This window comes from Pricia sp. (assembly GCF_041745955.1).
GTDB lineage: Bacteria > Bacteroidota > Bacteroidia > Flavobacteriales > Flavobacteriaceae > Pricia.
The window spans coordinates 1-20642 of the sequence record NZ_JBGTHY010000039.1 but is presented as its reverse complement, the minus strand read 5'-3'; the positions used below and the strand labels follow the sequence as shown (position 1 = coordinate 20642).

The 20642-nt window shown below is 44.7% G+C and carries 22 protein-coding genes; 14 read left to right on the top strand and 8 right to left on the bottom strand.

Translation table 11 applies throughout. The features are described from left to right. Positions 1–2949 (bottom strand): pyruvate carboxylase (locus ACEW8S_RS01435; RefSeq protein ID WP_373516413.1); only part of this gene is annotated, 2949 nt, incomplete at its 3' end. Positions 2950–3078: 129 nt separating this feature from the next. On the opposite strand from ACEW8S_RS01435, the gene ACEW8S_RS01430 reads away from it, so the two are divergent. Then, on the top strand, positions 3079–3207 hold the full coding sequence (locus ACEW8S_RS01430; protein ID WP_373516412.1) for a 30S ribosomal protein THX: 129 nt from the start codon (positions 3079–3081) through the stop codon (positions 3205–3207). Positions 3208–3215: 8 nt separating this feature from the next. On the opposite strand, the gene yaaA is transcribed toward ACEW8S_RS01430, so the two are convergent. The 3 genes from yaaA to ACEW8S_RS01415 all read right to left on the bottom strand — a co-directional run bounded on the left by yaaA (position 3216) and on the right by ACEW8S_RS01415 (position 5729). Then, the gene (yaaA, locus tag ACEW8S_RS01425; protein WP_373516411.1) at positions 3216–3977 is read right to left on the bottom strand and encodes a peroxide stress protein YaaA; all 762 of its coding nucleotides are present in this window, start codon (positions 3975–3977) and stop codon (positions 3216–3218) included. A gap of 120 nt (positions 3978–4097) precedes the next feature. Next, on the bottom strand, positions 4098–5138 hold the full coding sequence (locus tag ACEW8S_RS01420) for an RluA family pseudouridine synthase (RefSeq protein WP_373516410.1): 1041 nt from the start codon (positions 5136–5138) through the stop codon (positions 4098–4100). Positions 5139–5141: 3 nt separating this feature from the next. Continuing rightward, positions 5142–5729: a PASTA domain-containing protein gene (locus ACEW8S_RS01415; protein WP_373516409.1), complete on the bottom strand. Its 588-nt coding sequence runs from the start codon at positions 5727–5729 to the stop codon at positions 5142–5144. An 81-nt stretch (positions 5730–5810) separates the two neighbouring features. Between ACEW8S_RS01415 and ACEW8S_RS01410 the strand changes: the two genes are divergently transcribed. From ACEW8S_RS01410 to ACEW8S_RS01390, 5 genes are all read left to right on the top strand, one after another. Next, a complete protein-coding gene (locus ACEW8S_RS01410; RefSeq protein ID WP_373516408.1) occupies positions 5811–6785 on the top strand; it encodes a D-alanine--D-alanine ligase in 975 nt (324 codons plus the stop codon). A 207-nt stretch (positions 6786–6992) separates the two neighbouring features. Next, positions 6993–7448, top strand: a complete 456-nt coding sequence (coaD, locus tag ACEW8S_RS01405) for a pantetheine-phosphate adenylyltransferase (protein ID WP_373516407.1) — start codon at positions 6993–6995, stop codon at positions 7446–7448. 203 nt (positions 7449–7651) lie between these two features. After that, entirely contained in the window at positions 7652–9505 is a 1854-nt protein-coding gene (locus ACEW8S_RS01400) for a PAS domain-containing protein (protein ID WP_373516406.1), read from the top strand. Next, the gene (locus tag ACEW8S_RS01395) at positions 9489–9893 is read left to right on the top strand and encodes a two-component system response regulator (RefSeq protein ID WP_373516405.1); all 405 of its coding nucleotides are present in this window, start codon (positions 9489–9491) and stop codon (positions 9891–9893) included. The genes ACEW8S_RS01400 and ACEW8S_RS01395 overlap by 17 nt, the downstream gene beginning before the upstream one ends. A 56-nt stretch (positions 9894–9949) precedes the next feature. Beyond that, entirely contained in the window at positions 9950–11728 is a 1779-nt protein-coding gene (locus ACEW8S_RS01390; RefSeq protein WP_373516404.1) for a M14 family metallopeptidase, read from the top strand. A gap of 32 nt (positions 11729–11760) precedes the next feature. Here the strand turns inward: ACEW8S_RS01390 and ACEW8S_RS01385 are convergent, their stop codons facing one another. Then, the gene (locus ACEW8S_RS01385) at positions 11761–12345 is read right to left on the bottom strand and encodes an NUDIX hydrolase (protein ID WP_373516403.1); all 585 of its coding nucleotides are present in this window, start codon (positions 12343–12345) and stop codon (positions 11761–11763) included. Positions 12346–12352: 7 nt separating this feature from the next. On the opposite strand from ACEW8S_RS01385, the gene pyrE reads away from it, so the two are divergent. Next, positions 12353–12994, top strand: coding sequence for an orotate phosphoribosyltransferase (gene pyrE / locus ACEW8S_RS01380; protein WP_373516402.1), 642 nt, complete (start codon positions 12353–12355; stop codon positions 12992–12994). A 13-nt stretch (positions 12995–13007) separates the two neighbouring features. Next, positions 13008–13400, top strand: a complete 393-nt coding sequence (locus ACEW8S_RS01375) for an SRPBCC family protein (protein WP_373516401.1) — start codon at positions 13008–13010, stop codon at positions 13398–13400. 112 nt (positions 13401–13512) lie between these two features. Here ACEW8S_RS01375 and ACEW8S_RS01370 read toward each other — a convergent pair whose 3' ends face one another. Then, the gene (locus ACEW8S_RS01370) at positions 13513–14244 is read right to left on the bottom strand and encodes a biotin--[acetyl-CoA-carboxylase] ligase (protein ID WP_373516400.1); all 732 of its coding nucleotides are present in this window, start codon (positions 14242–14244) and stop codon (positions 13513–13515) included. A gap of 100 nt (positions 14245–14344) precedes the next feature. On the opposite strand from ACEW8S_RS01370, the gene rsfS reads away from it, so the two are divergent. From rsfS to ACEW8S_RS01340, 6 genes are all read left to right on the top strand, one after another. After that, positions 14345–14722, top strand: a complete 378-nt coding sequence (gene rsfS, locus ACEW8S_RS01365; protein WP_373516399.1) for a ribosome silencing factor — start codon at positions 14345–14347, stop codon at positions 14720–14722. A 9-nt stretch (positions 14723–14731) separates the two neighbouring features. Next, positions 14732–16759, top strand: coding sequence for an ATP-dependent zinc metalloprotease FtsH (gene ftsH, locus ACEW8S_RS01360; protein ID WP_373516398.1), 2028 nt, complete (start codon positions 14732–14734; stop codon positions 16757–16759). A 101-nt stretch (positions 16760–16860) separates the two neighbouring features. Continuing rightward, positions 16861–17475, top strand: a complete 615-nt coding sequence (locus ACEW8S_RS01355) for an LUD domain-containing protein (RefSeq protein WP_373516397.1) — start codon at positions 16861–16863, stop codon at positions 17473–17475. Between the two features lie 7 nt (positions 17476–17482). After that, positions 17483–18286 (top strand): phosphatidate cytidylyltransferase, encoded by an 804-nt coding sequence (locus tag ACEW8S_RS01350; protein WP_373516396.1) that lies wholly within the window; start codon positions 17483–17485, stop codon positions 18284–18286. Further along, the gene (locus ACEW8S_RS01345) at positions 18276–18962 is read left to right on the top strand and encodes a phosphatidylserine decarboxylase family protein (protein ID WP_373516395.1); all 687 of its coding nucleotides are present in this window, start codon (positions 18276–18278) and stop codon (positions 18960–18962) included. The genes ACEW8S_RS01350 and ACEW8S_RS01345 overlap by 11 nt, the downstream gene beginning before the upstream one ends. Next, entirely contained in the window at positions 18937–19203 is a 267-nt protein-coding gene (locus ACEW8S_RS01340) for an acyl-CoA-binding protein (RefSeq protein ID WP_373516394.1), read from the top strand. Before ACEW8S_RS01345 ends, ACEW8S_RS01340 begins: the two co-directional genes overlap by 26 nt. Before the next feature lie 75 nt (positions 19204–19278). Here ACEW8S_RS01340 and ACEW8S_RS01335 read toward each other — a convergent pair whose 3' ends face one another. Next, positions 19279–20046 (bottom strand): creatininase family protein, encoded by a 768-nt coding sequence (locus ACEW8S_RS01335; RefSeq protein WP_373516393.1) that lies wholly within the window; start codon positions 20044–20046, stop codon positions 19279–19281. Between the two features lie 88 nt (positions 20047–20134). Continuing rightward, complete coding sequence (locus tag ACEW8S_RS01330) at positions 20135–20641, bottom strand: hypothetical protein (RefSeq protein ID WP_373516392.1); 507 nt, start codon at positions 20639–20641, stop codon at positions 20135–20137. Position 20642 lies beyond the last annotated feature (1 nt).

Here is a 20642-nt window from a genome sequence, read left to right as displayed (position 1 = left end):
TTTGTAGGATAACAGATCCGTCATTTCAAGCTCGCGGCCCATCCCCTTTTTGAACTTTCGTTTAAAGGCCTTGAGTTCTTTCTCAAAATCGATGGCATCTAAGTGGGCGTTCGGACGGTCAGTATAAGGCTTCTCACCTTTAAGGATGATTTTCTGCAATTTTTTCGGGAATCCTCCGACGGGCTGGCCCAAATCGCCCCTAAAAAAACTCTTCACGGATTCGGGAAAGGAAATATCCCCGCCTTTTTCCATCACATCCTCAACGGACAAATCGTTGCTGACCATATACTGGGCCATATCGCCGACCACTTTTGAACTGGGCGTTACCTTTATGATATCTCCGAACATGGCGTTGACCTTGGCGTACATTTTGGTAACTTGGGTAAACCGGTCTTCGAGGCCCAATGCGATAGCCTGCCCTTTTAAGTTGGAATATTGGCCCCCGGGAATTTCGTGATCATAAACCTCTCCCGTACCCGATTTCAATCCGGATTCGAAGGTGTAATAGTAATTGCGGACGGTTTCCCAATAATTGGAATATTCGGCCAGTTTTTCGGTATCCATAGCGTTTTCCCGTTCGTGAAAACGCAGCATCTCCACCACGGAATTGAAATTGGGCTGGGACGTGAGTCCCGATAACCCGCCCAAGGCCACATCTATAACATCTACGCCCGCTTCCACGGCTTTTAGATAGGTAGCCGATTGTATAGAAGAAGTGTCGTGGGTATGTAAATGAATCGGAATATCGATTTCCGATTTCAGCGCGGTTATGAGTTCATAGGCTGCATCGGGCTTTAAAAGCCCCGCCATATCCTTGACACCCAAAATATGCGCCCCGGCATTTTCGATATCCTTGGCCAGCTGCAGGTAATATTTGAGGTCATATTTTGTTTTTGACGGATTTAGGATGTCGCCGGTATAGCAGAGGGAACCTTCGGCCAGACCGCCCGTATTTTTACGGACATACTCGATGCAGGGCGCGATGGATTTCATCCAGTTGAGGGAATCGAAGATACGGAACACATCGACCCCGGTATTCCAGGATTCCTCCACGAATTTTTCGATCAGGTTATCGGGATAGGCCGTATAGCCGACACCGTTGGATCCCCTGATCAACATCTGCAACAACAGGTTCGGCATCGCTTTACGCAACAAGGCCAGTCGTTCCCAAGGATTTTCGTGCAAAAAGCGCAGGCATACGTCGAACGTGGCGCCGCCCCAAACTTCCATAGAAAAAATTTCGGGATGGTTTTTGGCATAACCTTCCGCCACCTTTAGCATATCATCGGTTCGCATACGGGTCGCCAACAAGCTCTGGTGGGCATCGCGCATGGTGGTGTCGGTAAAGTGGACTTTCTTCTCCTGCTTCAACCACTCCGCAAATTTTTCGGGTCCGAGTTCCGTCAACCGATCTTTTGTCCCCTTGGGATATCCCTCCATTTTTGGAAAGGTCGGAACTACCGGCTTGGAGAAAACGTGTTTCGGATCGTAATTTTTTACATCGGGATTTCCATTTACGATGGTCTCTCCCAAAAATTCGATGAGTTTGTTCGCCCGGTTTCGAGGTTCGGTAAACTCGAAGAGTTTGGGCTCGTTCTTGATAAAATTGACCGTGACCTTGCCCTCCCGAAAGGTGGGATGGGTCAGAATATTGTCCAAAAATGCCATATTGGTATTCAGGCCGCGAATCCGGAACTCCGCCAAGGCCCTACGCATCTTCCGGCAGCACCCGTCCAGCGTTCGGCTACGGGCAGATACCTTGACCAGCATGGAATCGAAAAACGGCGAAATGGCCACGCCTTGGTAAATACTTCCCGCATCTAAACGGATACCGAAACCGGAGGCACTTCGATAGGTGGTGACCACCCCGTAGTCGGGCTTAAAATCATTGGACGGATCTTCGGTCGTAATACGGCATTGCAGCGCGACCCCCGTAACCTGAACGGACGCCTGATCCGGGATTTTTATCTGGGTATCCGATAGCTTATAGCCGCCGGCAATAAAAAGCTGCGCCTTGACCAGATCGATATTGGTAATCATTTCAGTGACCGTGTGTTCGACCTGTATCCGCGGGTTTACCTCGATAAAATAGATGCTTCCGTCGTCGTCGACCAAAAACTCCACCGTTCCGATATTGTTGTAGTCCACCGCCTTGCAAATATCGATGGCATATTGGTATAGGCTATCCTTGGTTTCCTGGGGCAGCCCTATCGACGGCGCGAACTCGATGACCTTTTGGTAGCGCCGCTGTACCGAGCAATCCCTTTCGTAGAGATGCACCATATTGCCATGGGTATCCGCTACGATCTGGATTTCGATATGTTTCGGATTTTCGACGAATTTTTCCAGAAAAACGGTATCATCGCCAAAAGCGTTCAACGATTCCCTTTTGGCCTCGGGAAAGCCTTTTTTAAGTTCCTCTTCCGTTCGGATGACCCGCATACCGCGGCCCCCACCGCCAGATGCGGCCTTCAACATCAGGGGAAATCCGATTCGCTTGGCCTCAGAAAGTGCCGTTTTGATGTCCTTTAAATCGATAGTGCTGCTCTCGATAACAGGCACCTTGTTCGCAACCGCGACTTTTTTGGCCGTAATCTTATCACCCAAAGACTTTAACACGGAAACCTTTGGACCGATAAAAATGATATCGTTCTCCGCACATTTTTGAGCAAATTGTGCGTTTTCCGATAAAAATCCGTAACCGGGATGTATGGCATCGACCTGGTTATCCTTGGCCACCTTTATTATGGCATCCATATCCAAATAAGGCTTCAAGGGCTCCTTATCCTCCCCTATTTGGTAACATTCATCGGCTTTGTAGCGGTGCAACGAATACCGGTCTTCGTAGGTATACACGCCCACGGTACGTACTCCGATCTCTACACAGGCCCTAAAGATCCGGATGGCGATCTCGCCCCTGTTCGCTACTAATACCTTTTCTATCTTCACCTCATTCTATTTTTAAACTGTTGATTGCCCTTTATTTCCCGGATAAAACAAACTTAGCTTTTTTTGGTTAAGATAGCAATGCGTTATCTTTGTAACCATTAGGTTATCCAATAAAAATTCAAAGTACCGATGGGAAAAGGGGACAAAAAATCGAGAAGGGGCAAAATTGCGAACCGATCTTTCGGGGCGAGACGGCCGCGTAGGATCAAAAAACGGCCTACGGTCGAGGAGAAAATAAGTATAAGGAAGAAGAAATAAAAACGATCTCACCGAATAAAAACAGGCTCGTTCTTCTTCGAGGTATGCGATTCGCTGAAAATATAATCGTCATAATCAAAACCTTTCAGGTCTTCCAAGGTGTTGACGTCGTTATCTAAAATGTAACGCACCATGGCACCCCGGGCTTTTTTGGCGTAGAAGCTTATGATTTTTAGTTTATCGTTGCCCCAGTCCTTAAAAACGGGCGTGATCACCGGTACTTTCAACGCTTTTTCGTCCACGGCACTGAAGTATTCAGCACTTGCCAAGTTTAGAAAAAGTTCATGTTCCCCCAGCTCGGTATTCAAATGTTCGGTAATGGTTTTCGTCCAAAATTCATAGAGATTCTTTTTTCGACCTACCTTTAGTTTCGTTCCCATCTCCAGTCGGTAGGGCTGCATGAGGTCGAGTGGACGGAGTATTCCATATTGTCCCGATAAAATCCGAAGCATATCCTGTAATTTCCCAACCTTCTCGGGAGACATCGTGTACGCATCAAGGCCTTTATAAACGTCTCCGTTAAAGGTATAAATCGCCGGCCTTGCATTTTTGGTGGTAAACGGCGTTTCAAAATCTTGGTTACGCTGCCAATTGAGCTGGGCGAGCTTGTCGGAAATACTCATAAGGGCCATTAAATCCTTCGGCTTTTTTTTCGCCAATAGCTTGTTCAGGGTAACAGCCTCCTCTAAGAACTGGGGCTGTGTCTGTTTGAAATTGGGATATTCCGATTCGTAATCCAATGATTTAGCCGGGGAAATGACGATTTTCATAGCAACATACTGTTTACACTAAGCCACTAAAATAATCCGAATTTTTTGGATTGCCCAAGTTCTTAGCAATCGGATGTCTATCTTGGTATTGAAAGAACTTATAGTTAGAGGCCTGGAATTTCACCGATGCTTCGCATAATGCCGCCATTTCTCGATACAATCCGCCATATCTTGGGGGATTTCGGAATCGAAACGCAACTTTTCGCCAGTTTCGGGATGTATAAAGCCCAATGTTTTCGCATGCAACGCCTGTCGTGGAAGAATTTTAAAGGCGTTATCAACAAACTGCTTGTATTTGGTGAAAGTGGTACCCTTTAAAATTTTATCGCCGCCGTATCGCTCGTCGTTGAAGAGCGTATGGCCGATGTATTTCATATGCACACGGATCTGATGGGTACGGCCGGTCTCCAATTGGCATGATACCACGGTCACATAGCCCAAACGCTCCAAAACACTATAGTGGGTAACCGCTTCCTTGCCGTCGTCCCCTTCCGGAAAAACCTGCATCTGCAATCGGTTTTTCGGATTTCGGGCGATATTACCTTCCACAGTGCCGCTTTCATCTTTGACATCGCCCCATACAATGGCTATATATTCCCGTTCCGAGGTCTTGTCGAAAAATTGTTTGGCCAAATGGGTCATGGAGGTTTCCGTTTTGGCTACCACCAGCAGTCCCGATGTATCCTTATCGATACGATGTACCAATCCGGGGCGCTCGTTACTATTATTCGGCAAATTTTCACGCTGGCCGCCCGAGTCCTCAATGTGATACAACAGGGCATTGATGAGCGTACCGGAATAATTGCCATGACCGGGGTGCACGACCATTCCCGCCGGTTTGTTGACCACTAGAAGCGAATCATCCTCATATACAATATCCAAGGGAATATCTTCGGGAACCAATAAAAATTCATGCGGTGGATGCTCGAAAAGAACCTGTACCTCATCTCCCGGCTTTACCTTGTAATTCTGCTTGACAATGGCACCATTGACCCAGATATGACCCTCTTTGGCGGATTGTTGGATTTTATTGCGTGTGGCATATTCGATGAAGTTCATCAAAAATTTATCGACGCGTAAAGGCTCTTGTCCCTTTGCCGCCACGAACCGATGGTGTTCGAAAAGGGCGTCGTCGGTTTCGTTGCTATCTTCTGACTGCATGGTTTATTGGGATTCGGCTTGTACCCGCGCCTGATCGGGAATTGTGCCATTACCGCACACCAGCTCGATCTTCGAAGTCTTGGGCAATTTGTCGCCCGGCGAGATGTATTTCCCCTTATACTTAATCTGGTAGACCATATCTTTACCAAGTTCATCGATATAGGTAACACGTTGCACATCAAGACCTACCGCCCGCAACATCGAGGTCGCATTGCGCTGGGTTACCTGTATGATCTTGGGCACGGTCACCTGTTTGTAACCGGATGGATTAACTGTAAAATAGATTTTCCTGTTTTCCTTCACCTTGTTGCCCGCCGGAGGATTTTGTTCGATAATAGAAAACCGCGGATAATCGGGATTAAAATTCGCCGAATCCAACACTTCAAAGCGTAAATGGGCCTCTTCAACCGCTTTTCTCATATCGGGAACCGACATTTTTCCAAAATCGGGCACCTCTACGAATTCGTTGTGATTGGTTGTGCTATTCAACCAACGCAATGCCAAGAAAATCACCAGTATCAGCACTAAAAGGGCCAAGCCGAGCTGTATCAGAAATACCTTGCTCTTTAAAAAATGGAAGAAATTGCGCATTTGGGTGTATTTGACAGGACAAATATAGGTTTTTTCTTTATTTTCGGGTTTGTTTTATCGACCTCATAACTAAACGATTCTATGAAGAAAAATATTGCCATTATCATGTGCGGTTATTCCAGCGAATTTAAAATTTCGTTAAAAAGCGGTGGCGTAGTCCATGATTATTTGGACACGGATAAGTTCAATCCCTATCGCATTCATATCTATAAGGATAAGTGGGTATACGTCGACGAAAAGGGCATGGAATCCCCGGTAGACAAAAATGATTTTTCCATAAGCACGGATACCGGAAAACAGACCTTCGACTGCGTCTTTAACGCCATTCACGGTACCCCCGGGGAAGATGGACTGCTCCAGGCCTATTTTGAACTGCTGGGCATTCCGCAGACTTCCTGCGATCCGTATCAGGCCGCACTTACTTTTAACAAGAGGGATTTGCTCAGCGTACTTAAACCTTACGGCATACAATCGGCACCTTCCTATTACCTGAACCAGGGCGATGAAATCGATGAGAATGCCATTGTCGCGAAAGTCGGCCTGCCCTGTTTCGTAAAGGCCAATAAGGCGGGCAGTAGCTTTGGTATTTCAAAAGTCTATAAAAAGGAAAAACTACGGATGGCCATCGAAAACGCCTACAAAGAGGATGATGAAATTATCATCGAGGCCTTTCTCGACGGTACCGAGGTTTCCGTCGGTGTAATCACCTACAATGGAAAGACAAAAGTGCTTCCCATCACGGAAATCGTGACCGAAAACGATTTTTTCGATTATGAGGCCAAATACGAAGGAAAATCCGAAGAAATAACGCCGGCCAGACTATCGAAAACACAAGAAAAAAAAGTATCCGAATTGGCGAAAAAAACCTATGAAATATTGAAAATGAAGGGCTATACCCGTAGCGAGTTCATCTTTGTAGACGACGAACCTTTCATGCTCGAAATGAACACCACCCCCGGACTGACCACCGAAAGTATATTGCCGAAACAAGCAAAAGCAGCTGGAATTTCGTTGACGGAACTGTTTGGAAGTGCCATAGACGAAGCTTTGAAATAAAATAGTTACATTTAGAGACTATGCCATCGAAAATGTAAGGTTCAATCCTTCCTTCAGCAGGTTTAAGGTGGAGCTCAACTTTTTAAAAACACGTCGAACTTTTCAACTTTCAGCCTTTTATCTTGAACATTGAACAGCTACCGAGTAGCGATTGAACCTTAAATTTTTATTGTCGATACCACTAATTAGTACTCCTAATCCGAAGAAATGAGACGCGCAATCTTCCCTGGATCCTTTGACCCCTTGACCTTGGGGCATTCCGATATAATTCAAAGAGGGGTCACGCTTTTTGACGAACTGATTATCGCCATAGGTACAAATGCGGAAAAAAAGTATATGTTCGGCCTTGATCAACGAATGCAATTCATTACCGCCGCATTTGAGTCCGAGCCTAAAATAAAGGTGCATACCTACGCAGGCCTGACCGTGGATTTCTGTAAAAAAATGAATGCCCAGTTTATTTTAAGGGGCTTGCGCAACCCCGCGGATTTTGAATTCGAAAAGGCCATTGCCCATACCAATCGCAAACTTTCGGAAATCGAGACCGTCTTTCTACTTACCTCATCGGGTAAATCGTATATCAGTTCATCCATAGTAAGGGATGTTATCCGAAACGGGGGGGATTATACCGGACTTGTACCCGATACGGTCTGTACTTCCTAAAACGGTTTGATGCATACAGTTCTTCAGATTTTTCTGCAAATAATTTAGAATCCCCATATCTTTGCCAGTAATAACTTACTAAGTTAGCGCAATCACTGTTATCCACAGGTATAGGAACGCAGACAACGTGTTTGGCCCCGTTCACAACAAACCTCTAGCCAAATCGATAAAACCATCCTATTTTAGTCAGAAATTACGCCCGTATGTTGAAAGGACCCCCAATCAGAATCAATAATTCTTTAATCAATCAACTGCCAAAAGCTATTGTTTTTGTCAATGAAAGGTTTGAAGTCGTCCATGCCTCCGACGAATGGTTGACCGATTTCAAACTGGAGTCACCCGATGTTTTCGGAACCTCTATCTTAGAACTTTTTACTAGAACGGGTCGCGACTGGGAAAATGCCTTGCGCGATTGCCTGTCGGGCGCGAGCGATGAAACCACGGTTCACCTTAACCTAGATACTACATCCAACGATACGTGGTTCGAATGGACCTGCGTTCCTTGGAATGACGAACAAGGGCATATAATAGGGTTGATTATCGAGACAGAAGATATTACCCAGCGTAAACTTGATGAGGCCCAAAATAAAAGATTACGATCGCTCTTAAAAGCTACCTGCGAAATCGGTAAAATAGGGTGTTGGGAGTACTGTTTTAAAGAGGATAAACTTACTTGGTGCGAGATGACCCGGAAAATTCATGAGGTTTCCGACGATTTCGTGCCGACATTAGACAATGCCGTACAATTTTATAAGGACGGCCACAGCCGAAATACTATGGCGATGGTACTTCACGAGGCTACACAGAAGGGCAAACACTGGAGCGAAAGATTGCAAATTATAAGTGCAAAAGGAAACGAGATATGGGTTCAAACCGCAGGAATGCCCATTTTTAAGGATGAAAAACTCGTCGGCTTCACGGGAACCTTCCAAAATATAAACGATCAAGTACAATCGGAGACCAAAACAAAAGAAAACGAACTTTTGCTGCGTACCCTTGTCGATTATCTACCGCTCAACGTGTATATAAAGGACACGGAATCGCGAAAGATATTGGTAAATAAGGCGGAATGTGCCTATTTGGGCGTTGATAACCCTGAAGAGATTTTAGGAAAGTCCGATTTCGAACTCTATGACCACGACATTGCACAGATTTCCAGAAATGAAGACCTGAGAGTCATGGAAACCCTTAAGCCCATACTTTCCAAAGAAACTACCAACCGAAAGAAAAACGGGAAATCCACCACCTTCCTGACCTCCAAGATTCCGCTTTTGGACAATTGCGGAAAAGCCAAGGGATTAGTGGGCATCAGCATGGATATCACCCAAATCAAACAAAAGGAAGAAGAGCTACACGACTTGGTCAACGTTGCTTCGTTACAAAACAAGAAACTCATCAATTTCGCCCATATCGTATCGCACAACCTACGATCACACAGCGCAAATTTCGCGATGCTATTGGATTTTTTAGTGCATGAAAAGGAAGAATCGGAAAAAGCAAATATCCATAGTATGCTTACCAATGCTTCCGACAACCTTATGGAGACCTTAGAAAACTTGAATGAGGTAGTAGCCATTAATACCAATGTCAATCTCGACAAAAAATCCATTTCCCTTAGAAACAAAATAGATACGGTACGACATACCCTTTCCGCTTATTTAGCAGAAAACAGTGGTACGCTACTAAATGAGGTGTGCGATACCATAAAAATACAGGTTATACCCGCTTACATCGATAGTATACTGATGAACTTCATTACCAATTCGGTCAGATTTAAAGACCCAAAACGTAATCCCATCATTACGATGACCGCTACGGGCGAAAACGGCTATACCGTTCTTTCGATAACCGACAATGGCCTAGGTATCGATCTGAAAAAATATGGGGACAAGCTCTTTGGCATGTACAAAACCTTTCATGATCATTGCGATGCCCGCGGCATTGGCCTATATATCGCCAAAAATCAGATCGAAGCGATGAACGGTAAAGTAACCGTAGAAAGCAAAGTGGGAATCGGATCCACCTTTAAGATTTATTTTGATGAAAAAAATCAATAGTATCTGTATTATCGATGATGACACGATAATGGTCTATGGCATTCGCAAATTGTTGGAACTCGTAGTAGATTGCGACGATATTACATCGTATGCCAACGGTAAGTTGGCCTTTGAGGGTATACAGGAAAAATATAAGGCCACCGCAAAGGCACCCGATATAATTTTCTTGGATATCAATATGCCCATTATGGACGGTTGGCAATTTCTCGAAAAATTCATCGCCCTGCCCTTACAGCAAAAAGTACGCATCAATATTGTCACTTCGTCGATCGACCCTGTCGACAAGAAGAATTATGAACGCTACACTACTAAAACCGAACATATCATTAGCTATAACAACAAACCCCTCCGTAAGACATTAATCGAAGAAATCACGAAACCCGCATAGCGGTCGAAGGATGCAAATCACGTCATACTTTACACCTAATTATGTAAATTTGGCGCATGATACCATTCGCTAAAAATCACCTTTGGTCAAATGCAGCCTATGCTTTATTGGCCCTATTTCTCCTTGTTTCCTGTGAAACCGAGAAAGAGGACAAAGCTGCCGATTTTCAAACCCATTTCGAAGAGACCAATGGCGAAGAGACGGCTACCTATCCGCAGACCGTCGATTTCTACATTCAATTGGCCAAGGAATTCCCCGAAATCAATATGCAGACCATGGGGGAAACCGATAGCGGATATCCTTTGCATATCGTAACCTATAATCCGGATGGAGACTTCAATTTCCAGAAAATCGGGGGTGACAAGACAATCATCTTGATCAACAACGGCATCCATCCCGGGGAACCGGACGGTATTGATGCAACCATGCTTTTGTATCGGGATTTTGCTACGGGAAAGCTGGAACCACCTAAGAACACAGTGCTAGTTACCATTCCTATCTATAACATAGGCGGTGCCCTAAATCGCAATAGCACCACGAGGGCCAACCAAAACGGGCCTAAAGCCTACGGTTTTCGGGGCAACGCCCTGAACTACGATCTTAACCGTGATTTTATAAAGGGCGATACCAACAATGCACGGTCCTTTTATGAAATTTTCCATCATGTAAAGCCCGATATCTTCATAGACAACCATGTCAGCAATGGTGCGGATTATCAATACACCCTGACCCATCTCTTTACACAACACGATAAACTGGGGGGCGAACTGGGGCAATACCTCAACGACGAAATGATGCCCGGCCTCGAGAAATCGTTAAAAGAGGCCGATTGGGATATTACCCCCTATGTCAATGTTTTCGACCAAGTACCCGAAAAAGGTTTTTCACAGTTTATTGATTATCCCCGATATTCAACGGGCTACACTACCCTCTGGAATACGCTTGGCATGATGGTCGAGACCCATATGCTGAAGCCCTACAAGCAACGTGTGCAGGGCACGTATCGCCTGATGGAAAAAATGGTCGCTATCGCCGAGATCGATCATGAAAAAATCAAGCGCCTTCGTGCGGAAGCGAAACACCGCCATAAGTACTGGAAATTCTATCCTACGGCTTGGGAAATCGATTCGACCCGAACCTCTATCCTAAATTTTAAGGGGTTTGAGGCGGATACCCTTACCAGCGAGGTCACCGGACAAACCCGACTAAAATATGATCGAAATCGTTCTTTCGTCAAACCCGTGGAATATCACAATTACATAACGCCCCTCGATTCCGTAGAGATTCCGGAAGCCTATATTTTGAAAAAGGGATGGAGTAAAGTCATCAACTTATTCGCGTTGAACCAAATTGTGGTTAAAGCACTTCAAAAAGATACCCTGCTCACCGTCGAATCGTATAAAATCGACACCTTTGAGACATCCGATGTTCCGTATGAAGGCCACTATCCGCATAGCAATACGAAGGTGAAATCAAATTTGGAGAACGTAAAATTCCAACAGGGAGATATTGTGATACCCACCGATCAGCCGGGCATTCGATACCTCTTGGAGACCTTGGAACCCGAAGCGAACGATTCTTTTTTCAACTGGAATTTTTTTGACCCCATTCTACAGCGCAAAGAAGGCTTTTCGCCCTATGTTTTTGAGGATGAAGCATTGGAGATGCTACAGAATAATTCCGTTTTGCGGGATAGCTTCCGACTTAAAAAGGAAAAAAATCCAGAATTTGAGGCAAATGGCTATGCCCAACTGGATTGGCTTTTCAAACAATCGGAACATTATGAGGAAGCCTATTTGCAGTATCCGGTATATCGGTTGATGAAGACGGATTAGAACCAACTTCCACTCCGGGCAGGTTCAAACTATCATTCAAAAAGAATCTTGATATTGGTATACGAGTTCTGAAGGGCTTTTTGGATTTTCTTCGGACCTTTCCACTTCACTTTTACGATTCCTTCTTTTTTTTCAGGTTTAAGCTTGCCATCATACTCCGTTTTCATGGCGTACCAATGTACTTCCTTTAAGGTTTGCGTACCGTCGTTCTTGTAGATATGATAGGTTGTTCTGAGGAAATTCTCGATGCGCAGGCCAGATACTCCGGTCTCTTCCATAACCTCACGAATGGCACAATCCTCAATCGATTCGCCTTTGTCGAGCCTACCTTTGGGCAGGTCCCATTTATCCTTTCTATAAATGAACAGCACCTTGCCCTCGGGGTTGGTGACAACCCCGCCCGCCGCAACGGTCAGGGGAATTTTTTTTGTGAATTTTTTAAGGATTTCCTCATGGTTCGGATGGTAGATAAAGGCTTCGGAAAGTTTCTTCTTTTTCAAGGCCTTGATGGCCTGGTTTATCGAATCTTCATTGAGCAGAAAATATTTGCCATCGGCCGTTTCGGTGAGTTTATTTGTTAAGATCAACGGTAGTTCGTTCACAAAAACTTTATACATTTGTAGTATGGTTTTAAACAAAGACACCGCAAAAAAAACGGCTGAGCTCTTACTGCAAATTAATGCAATAAAGTTGAATCCTGAAAATCCGTTTAGCTGGGCCTCGGGCTGGAAATCGCCTATCTATTGTGACAATCGGATCCTGCTATCGTATCCCGTTATACGAAATTACATCCGCGAGGAGATGGCCAAGCAGGTCGAGCTGCTTTATGGTAAGCCCGATATTATCGCCGGGGTGGCCACGGGAGCCATCGGTATAGGTGCTTTGGTCGCCGATGTTTTGGGCCTGCCCTTTATCTATGTCCGACCAGAGCCCAAATCGCACGGAAGGCGAAACCAAATCGAAGGGAAGCTAGAAGCCAACCGCAGTGTAGTGGTCATAGAAGATCTTATCAGTACAGGTAAAAGTAGTCTCAATTCGGTCGATGCACTAAAGGCGGAAGGTGCCAAGGTAAAAGGCATGCTGGCCATTTTCACCTATGGTTTTCAAGTGGCGGATCAAAATTTCGGTACGAAAGGAATAACGCTCCATACCCTTAGTGACTACGAATATCTGATGGAACAAGCCCTTGAAACCCGATACATCAACGAAGAGCAAATGAATACCCTTTTAGAATGGCGCCAAAACCCCGCCGAGTGGAAGCAGTGAAAAAAATAAAAATATGCTTATAGAAACCCCCAATAAAAAAATCACAAAAGGCGATAAAGAGGTTTTTGATTTCTTGACAGACCTGAAGAATTTCGAAAAATTAATGCCCGAGAGCATCGATAAGTTCGAACTTATAAACGAAGACCGTTTTCTTTTTTCATTAAAAGGGATGCCCGAAATCGTTCTTGAACGTAAAGGCCAAACGCCCTATAGCCAGATCGTATTGGGAGCCGCAAGCGAAAAACTGCCTTTTACCCTTACGGCCGATATAGCGAAGCTAAGTGAAAGCGAGAGCGAAGTGGCCTTAAGTTTTAGTGGCGAATTCAATGCGATGATGGGCATGATGATCAAAAAGCCGATTACCAATTTTATGGGTGCCCTTTCGGAGAATTTGGGGAAAATATAGCAGTTCGCATATCGCCCAATACGCCGTGCGCCGTGCCCTTTTCGCTTTTGCTTCTGCTTTTCGCCACCTTAGTAATGTCAAGCATATTGCGTTTAGCGTTTAGCGCAATAAATCAATAAAGCAACTTCACCTCTTTCAAATCGAAGGTCTTCAAAACAGCATTTTCGAGTTCGACATTTAGCCTGCCATCCTTTGAAACTCCCTTTATAAGTCCCACAAACCGTTGACCTTCATTATCTTCGAAGGTCGAGGGCTTCCCTCTTCCGAACAATGCGTTTTCATAGGCAATCCATAAATGAGCGTCATCCTTTTGCTCTAATCCTAAAAATACCTTTTTTAAGTGGTTCACGATATCCCGCAAGAGCACATCCAAATTAAACGTTTTTCCCAGCAGTACATGTAAAGAAGAAACGTTTTGTAACTCCTTGAAGGTTAACTGATTTACGTTCAGGCCTATACCTATTATGGATGTATGTATAGTACTACCCGTTACGATATTCTCGATAAGTATTCCGCATATCTTTGACCTACCTGACAGAATGTCGTTGGGCCATTTAATGCTTACATCGGGGACATTATATTGTTTTAAAACTGAATAAACGGCAAGTGAAACGCAGAGGTTCAAAACAAAACTATGGCTGACCGGCAGATTTAAACTACGCCGCAACACACTAAAAGTTAGATTTTTACCGGCTTCCGATTGCCATTTCGTACCCCTTTGGCCCCGACCCAGTTCTTGTTGTCGGGCTGTTACTACGGTGTAATTTTCAGGTACGTTCGACGACAATAACCGCCGTAAATGGGCGTTAGTGGAGTCCGTGGCATCAAGTTTGATTAATTGCATATCCGTCCTGTTGAATCTATTGTGGAAAACAACGGCTAAAGAACAAAAAAATAATAACTTTGCAGAAATTGAACCCTAATGGGTCTTTTAAAATTATTGAATGCAGAAAAGCAAAGCCGGTGCAGATGAGTTAATTGCATTGATCCTGGAAGGGATCGAAGAAGTAAAGGGGCAGAAGGTCAATTTACTCGACCTCAGGGATATTGAAAATACCGTTTGCGACTACTTTATCATATGTAATGGTACTTCGAACACTCATGTAAACGCCATAGTGGGATCAATCCGTAAAATCGTTAGCAAGGCCATGGGTGACAAACCTTGGCATGTAGAAGGTGAGGATAATGCCGAATGGATTTTAATGGACTATGTGAACGTCGTGGTACATGTTTTCCAAAAACAAATCAGGGAATATTACGACATCGAGGGGCTTTGGGGAGATGCTAAAGTGACCGAGGTGGAAAGTAGTTTGAATTCGTAAAAAAAAATAATGGCTAAGAAAGATACAAGTACGACAAACCCGAAAAAACCCAAATTCAGTTCGTGGTGGATCTACGGATTGATCGCGGTACTTTTGATCGGGTTTCAATTTTTAGGTAGTGGTAATCTCGGAACTACCAAAAAGACGACCACTTCAGAACTTCAGGAATATCTCCGGAACGGGGATATTTCCAAAATCCTGATTATTACCAATACCCGTCAGGCCAAGGTTTTCTTGACCGATGAGGCACTTGCCAAAGACGTTCACAACGATGTCAACGACCAACCTTTTCTACCCTCGACCGGTGCCGTACCACAGTACGTATTGGACTATGGGGATCTTCAAAATTTCGAGAACGAGATCAAGAATATCAAGAAGGAAAACAACCTCGAGACCATAGTCGATTACGATACGGACAACAACTATCTGATGGATCTTTTGTTGAGTCTTTTGCCCTTTGTACTGATTATCGGCATCTGGATTTATCTGATGAGGAGGATGTCAGGCGGTGGCGCAGGTGGTGCAGGTGGCCAGATTTTTAACATTGGTAAATCTAAGGCAAAGCTCTTCGATGAAAAGACGGACACCCGAACTTCTTTCAAGGATGTTGCCGGATTGGAAGGTGCCAAAGAAGAAGTCGAGGAGATTGTAGATTTCCTCAGAAATCCGGATAAATATACTTCCCTCGGTGGTAAAATCCCGAAAGGTGCACTTTTGGTAGGTCCACCGGGAACTGGTAAGACACTGTTGGCAAAAGCTGTAGCCGGAGAGGCTAAAGTACCATTTTTCTCCCTTTCAGGTTCCGATTTTGTGGAGATGTTCGTAGGGGTAGGTGCTTCTAGGGTACGTGACCTTTTCAAACAGGCAAAAGACAAATCGCCCGCCATTATATTCATTGATGAAATCGATGCGATCGGCCGCGCCCGGGGAAAAAATAATTTTACAGGCTCCAACGACGAACGCGAAAATACACTGAACCAGCTGTTGACCGAGATGGACGGTTTCGGCACCAATACCAATGTTATCGTGTTGGCAGCGACCAACCGTGCCGATGTGCTAGACAAGGCACTCATGCGTGCAGGACGTTTCGACAGGCAAATCTATGTAGACTTACCCGATGTCAGGGAACGTAAAGAAATCTTTGAGGTGCATTTACGGCCCATAAAAACCGCCGAAACTTTAGATATGGAATTTCTGGCAAGACAGACCCCCGGATTCTCCGGTGCCGACATCGCCAACGTCTGTAACGAAGCCGCGCTTATCGCTGCCCGAAGGGAACGGAAAGCCGTAACCAAACAAGATTTCCTGGACGCGGTAGACCGAATTGTTGGCGGCTTAGAGAAAAAGAACAAAATAATCACGGTAGGCGAAAAAGAGACTATTGCCTATCACGAGGCTGGTCACGCCACGGTAAGTTGGATGTTGGAACATGCCTCGCCCCTGGTCAAAGTTACCATTGTACCCAGAGGACAATCGCTGGGTGCCGCTTGGTATCTTCCGGAAGAAAGGCTAATCGTTAGACCTGAACAGATGCTGGACGAAATGTGCGCCACTATGGGCGGTAGGGCAGCGGAAAGAGTTATTTTTGACAAGATTTCTACCGGTGCCCTGAGCGATCTCGAAAAGGTGACCAAACAGGCACGGGCCATGGTTACCATTTATGGACTTAATGAGGAAATAGGAAACCTTACCTATTACGATTCCTCGGGACAGGATTCCTACGGATTTTCAAAACCTTATAGTGAGGATACGGCACGGAAAATCGATGGCGAAATATCGAAAATAATCGAAGAACAGTACACACGAGCTATCGAGGTTCTGACGGAACACAAAGACAAGCTCACTACCTTGGCCGAAAGATTGCTTGATAAAGAGGTCATATTCAAAGAAGATCTTGAAAAAATATTCGGTAAACGACCTTTTGATAAGGAATTCGATAAATTGGGGCAGGAAAATATCGATAAAAAAAAGGAAAGTAGTATGAAACCTATTAAAGAAGAAGCTTTAGAAAACGAGGCCAAGGAAAATAAAATATAAAATCCATCGTTGTCCTTTAACAGAGGACACACATATTCCCGCCACTCAGAAAACCCTACATTTCTGAGTGGCAAAAATATGAATTACGTTTAGAATATTGAATGGGGCTATTTGACAAATTATTCGGTGGCGGCAAACAGAAAAAAGTTTCCAAAGAAACTGCGGAGACCCGTGGTGCCCACATGCCAGATCTCAACATACCCATTGACGAAAAATTCACCATTCATTTTAGAAAGAACGGGGGCAAGTTTCTTTATTGCGATTCGTTTGCCGAAATTTCGCAGGCACTCCGGAATATTCTCGAGGAAAACGATTGGCACGACCATCCTTTTTATGCCCTTGACCCTAAACTGCAGGAAAGATTTTCAAAAGAGAACATAAGATTTACCGAAAAAAGCAAGCTGAGTGAAGTTTTCTTTACCACCTGCGAACACCTCATCGCGCAAAACGGTTCGATTTTGGTCTGTTCGAACCAATTGATGGACAAGAAGCTGAATGAACTTCCCTATAACGTTATTGTTTTTGCCACGACCAGTCAACTGGTTGAATCTATTGGGGAGGGGCTAAAAACCATTAAAAGGAAATATGGCCACAACATTCCAGCGAATATCACCACCTTAAAACACTTTCAAGCGAACGAAGAGAACTCCGACGACTTTTTGACCTATGGCAGTAGTTCCAAAAATTTGTATCTTTTGCTTTTAGAAGATTTATAATAGAAGCATGAGGGAAATTTTAAGGCGTTCGCTTACCGGGGCAGTATATATTATACTTCTCCTTTCCGCCGTTTTTTTGAGCTCGGACGCCTTCGATTTTCTTTTTATGGTTTTTGGGCTCGCCTGTCTCAATGAATACAAAAAATTAGTGGGCTTGGAGGGACGGTATATTTACATGGCCTATCTGGCCCTATGGTGGGCCTTTATCTATTTCGTTACCGATATTTGGATGGTTTATGCACTTTTGCTCTGTACCCTTACCGTTAATTTCCTTCTTTTATACTATCTTTTTTCCAAAAAGGAAAAATTGTTCAATACCTTTCAGAAATTTATAATCGGATTATTCTATATCGGCGGCGGCTGCATCTTTTTGACTATGATCCCATATACCAACGATGAGTTTGTAAAATTTCTCATCATCGGCATTTTCCTTCTCATTTGGGTCAGCGATTCGTTTGCCTATATCGTCGGACGTTTATTCGGGCGAACAAAATTATTTCCCCGGGTTTCGCCTAAAAAGACTGTCGAGGGTGCCTTGGGAGGATTGGTATTTGCGCTGGCCACCGCTTATCTTCTGGCGAAATACGAACCGATTATAACACCATGGCAATGGCTAGTTCTTGCCGCCATTATCGTAGTGGCAGGCGGTTTGGGCGACCTGGTAGAATCGAAGTTGAAAAGGGCCGCCGGAGTAAAGGACAGTGGTGCTATTCTTCCGGGCCATGGCGGCATGCTAGATCGTTTGGACAGTTTGGTGTTCGCCGCCCCGTTTGCATATTTAACCTTAAATATTTTTGCCCATGTTTCATAGAGAAGGCCAAAAAATAATACTGATTACCTTTTTTATTGTATCCGCAATCATACTAGTATCGCAATTTTATGTAAATATCGAATGGCTTCGTTGGGGACTTCAGATCGGTGCCCTGATACTACTAGTGTTAATATTACAGTTCTTTCGTAATCCGACCCGGAAGACGTCAAAAAATTTCGATGAAATATTGGCACCCGTTGACGGCAAGGTAGTAGTTATCGAAGACGTGGTAGAGACCGAGTTTTTCAATGAAAAACGCAAGCAGGTTTCCATTTTCATGTCACCCGTGAACGTGCACGTCACCCGTTACCCGGCCAGTGGCACCGTTAAATACTCCAAATACCATCCCGGGAAATATCTGGTCGCTTGGCATCCCAAATCGAGTACCGAGAACGAACGTACGACAGTAGTCATAAAAACCCCGAAATTCGGCGATATTCTTTACCGCCAGATTGCTGGAGCTATGGCGCGCCGTATCGTAAATTATGCCGAAGAAGGTGAAAACGTACAACAAGGCGAAGATGCCGGATTTATAAAATTCGGATCGCGCGTCGATTTATTCCTACCTTTGGATTGTGCAATAACCGTAAAGCTCAACCAAAAGGTAACGGGCGCAAAAACCTGTATAGCTGCCGTCGCCGTCAAAAAGGATGAAGAACGAGAAACTACATACTGATTTTGCGAAGGCGGTCGAGTTCGTAAACACCTACACCGAACCGATGCCCGCCGATCTTCTCTTAAAACTCTATGCCTACTACAAAATCGCCAATAAGAATTACGACAACCCCGGTAGTAGCACCCCTCTTATTAATGCTTTTAAAGCAAATGCCCTGATACAGGCAAATTATATGAGCCGCGACGATGCAATGAAGGCTTATGTGAAATTGGTGAAGAACGAGGTGATGAAAAAAAAGTAGACAGTTGCAGTAGCAGTTGACAGCAATCAATAACCTTTGTTTTTTCTAAACCAATTAACTCCTAAACTTTTTAAATCATTCGTACATATCCCCCAAATCGGCCTGACAGAGCTCGAACATAAAATTTCCCATTTTCTGGGTGACGTCCGTAAAAAATCGTTCTCCCTTTTCTTTTGTGGATCTATGGGGATTTCCTACGCCCGTATCGGCACTGATTTTTGACCACTGGCGCTCGGCCCAGACCCATCCTTCCGAAAAAGATTTTATTTTATAGCCTTTGGATGCCCCGTCGCCCCATTTTTCCTTCGGAAGTACTAAATCGGGATGTAGATGTAGCATCAAACTGGTCTCCATCTCGTCGGCGTGGTCGCCCTTTTCCTCGAAATAGGAATACTTGTCCACCACTTGCGTCCAGTTGGATAGACTGATGAACATTTTTGGGAATTTCAATCCGAGTTCACGAACAATGGACTTGAAATTATTTCCACCATGGCTATTGAACAGCAATAATTTGAAGACATCTTGTCGATTTAAGACCTCTATAATATCGCATAGAATAGCGAATTGGGTACTTGGGTTCAAATTGATATCAAGGTAAATATCGGACTGGCCGGTATTCACCCCAAACGGAAGTGTTGGCAAAACAATGACCTTCCCACCTTTTTCCCAAGCGATCCTGGCGGATTCTGCCGCAAGCGCATCGGCTTCGTAGTTGTCTGTGGCGTAGGGCAAATGGTAGTTGTGGGCTTCGGTCGCGCCCCAAGGTAGAACGGCTAGATCAAAGGTGGCAGCCTTTAGGGCATTCCAATTGGTCTCGGCAAGAATATAGGGTCTGCTAGTCATAAACGCTAGTTTTAAGTCAGATGAGACTTGACACTAGTAAAAGTAGTGCCAAAATCGTCGCATAGGCCATTGCGGCATTAAGGGAACACTAGTTAAACGGCCCCACCATAATATGTGCCCTGAAAGTGCCGGGATCCATTAACCAAGGCATTCCCTTTTCGTGTGGCTTGTCGGGTAGTCCTGTTGATTCCGTGGTTGCGAAGGGCGTATAGATGACATAGCGGTATTGTGCGTCGCCCAGTTCGCCCGTAGTTTTGTCGTAAGCCCCATCGGTGCCATAATAGACGTAAAGCATACTGGGCTCCTTGGGCATTTGCAATTCACCGGACTCGACCTCTGCGCCACGTATCTTTTCTTTTTCCTCGGCATCTTTGCCTTCAGCGGAAAGCTCACGACCCCGCTTCATAAACGGTTCCAATTTTTTGGAATAACAGGAAACACTAATCCCTTCCTTGTTAGGATTATCGGCCAAACAGACCAAATTATTGGTTCCTTCGCGCAATACGGCCATTTCACCGTTTTCGTCATAGCCGTAGACCATCGCACCCGACCTGTCCGCTTCCGGCGCAGGAAGCGTAGCCGTCTTGATCTGGATT

What these genes read in the sequence shown, in the direction of transcription:
- ACEW8S_RS01430 (WP_373516412.1), top strand. Translation starts at nt 3,079, where the DNA reads ATGGGAAAAGGGGACAAAAAATCGAGAAGGGGCAAAATTGCGAACCGA.
- yaaA (WP_373516411.1), bottom strand. Translation starts at nt 3,977, where the DNA reads ATGAAAATCGTCATTTCCCCGGCTAAATCATTGGATTACGAATCGGAA.
- ACEW8S_RS01420 (WP_373516410.1), bottom strand. Translation starts at nt 5,138, where the DNA reads ATGCAGTCAGAAGATAGCAACGAAACCGACGACGCCCTTTTCGAACAC.
- ACEW8S_RS01415 (WP_373516409.1), bottom strand. Translation starts at nt 5,729, where the DNA reads ATGCGCAATTTCTTCCATTTTTTAAAGAGCAAGGTATTTCTGATACAG.
- ACEW8S_RS01410 (WP_373516408.1), top strand. Translation starts at nt 5,811, where the DNA reads ATGAAGAAAAATATTGCCATTATCATGTGCGGTTATTCCAGCGAATTT.
- coaD (WP_373516407.1), top strand. Translation starts at nt 6,993, where the DNA reads ATGAGACGCGCAATCTTCCCTGGATCCTTTGACCCCTTGACCTTGGGG.
- ACEW8S_RS01400 (WP_373516406.1), top strand. Translation starts at nt 7,652, where the DNA reads ATGTTGAAAGGACCCCCAATCAGAATCAATAATTCTTTAATCAATCAA.
- ACEW8S_RS01395 (WP_373516405.1), top strand. Translation starts at nt 9,489, where the DNA reads ATGAAAAAAATCAATAGTATCTGTATTATCGATGATGACACGATAATG.
- ACEW8S_RS01390 (WP_373516404.1), top strand. Translation starts at nt 9,950, where the DNA reads ATGATACCATTCGCTAAAAATCACCTTTGGTCAAATGCAGCCTATGCT.
- ACEW8S_RS01385 (WP_373516403.1), bottom strand. Translation starts at nt 12,345, where the DNA reads ATGTATAAAGTTTTTGTGAACGAACTACCGTTGATCTTAACAAATAAA.
- pyrE (WP_373516402.1), top strand. Translation starts at nt 12,353, where the DNA reads ATGGTTTTAAACAAAGACACCGCAAAAAAAACGGCTGAGCTCTTACTG.
- ACEW8S_RS01375 (WP_373516401.1), top strand. Translation starts at nt 13,008, where the DNA reads ATGCTTATAGAAACCCCCAATAAAAAAATCACAAAAGGCGATAAAGAG.
- ACEW8S_RS01370 (WP_373516400.1), bottom strand. Translation starts at nt 14,244, where the DNA reads ATGCAATTAATCAAACTTGATGCCACGGACTCCACTAACGCCCATTTA.
- rsfS (WP_373516399.1), top strand. Translation starts at nt 14,345, where the DNA reads ATGCAGAAAAGCAAAGCCGGTGCAGATGAGTTAATTGCATTGATCCTG.
- ftsH (WP_373516398.1), top strand. Translation starts at nt 14,732, where the DNA reads ATGGCTAAGAAAGATACAAGTACGACAAACCCGAAAAAACCCAAATTC.
- ACEW8S_RS01355 (WP_373516397.1), top strand. Translation starts at nt 16,861, where the DNA reads ATGGGGCTATTTGACAAATTATTCGGTGGCGGCAAACAGAAAAAAGTT.
- ACEW8S_RS01350 (WP_373516396.1), top strand. Translation starts at nt 17,483, where the DNA reads ATGAGGGAAATTTTAAGGCGTTCGCTTACCGGGGCAGTATATATTATA.
- ACEW8S_RS01345 (WP_373516395.1), top strand. Translation starts at nt 18,276, where the DNA reads ATGTTTCATAGAGAAGGCCAAAAAATAATACTGATTACCTTTTTTATT.
- ACEW8S_RS01340 (WP_373516394.1), top strand. Translation starts at nt 18,937, where the DNA reads ATGAAGAACGAGAAACTACATACTGATTTTGCGAAGGCGGTCGAGTTC.
- ACEW8S_RS01335 (WP_373516393.1), bottom strand. Translation starts at nt 20,046, where the DNA reads ATGACTAGCAGACCCTATATTCTTGCCGAGACCAATTGGAATGCCCTA.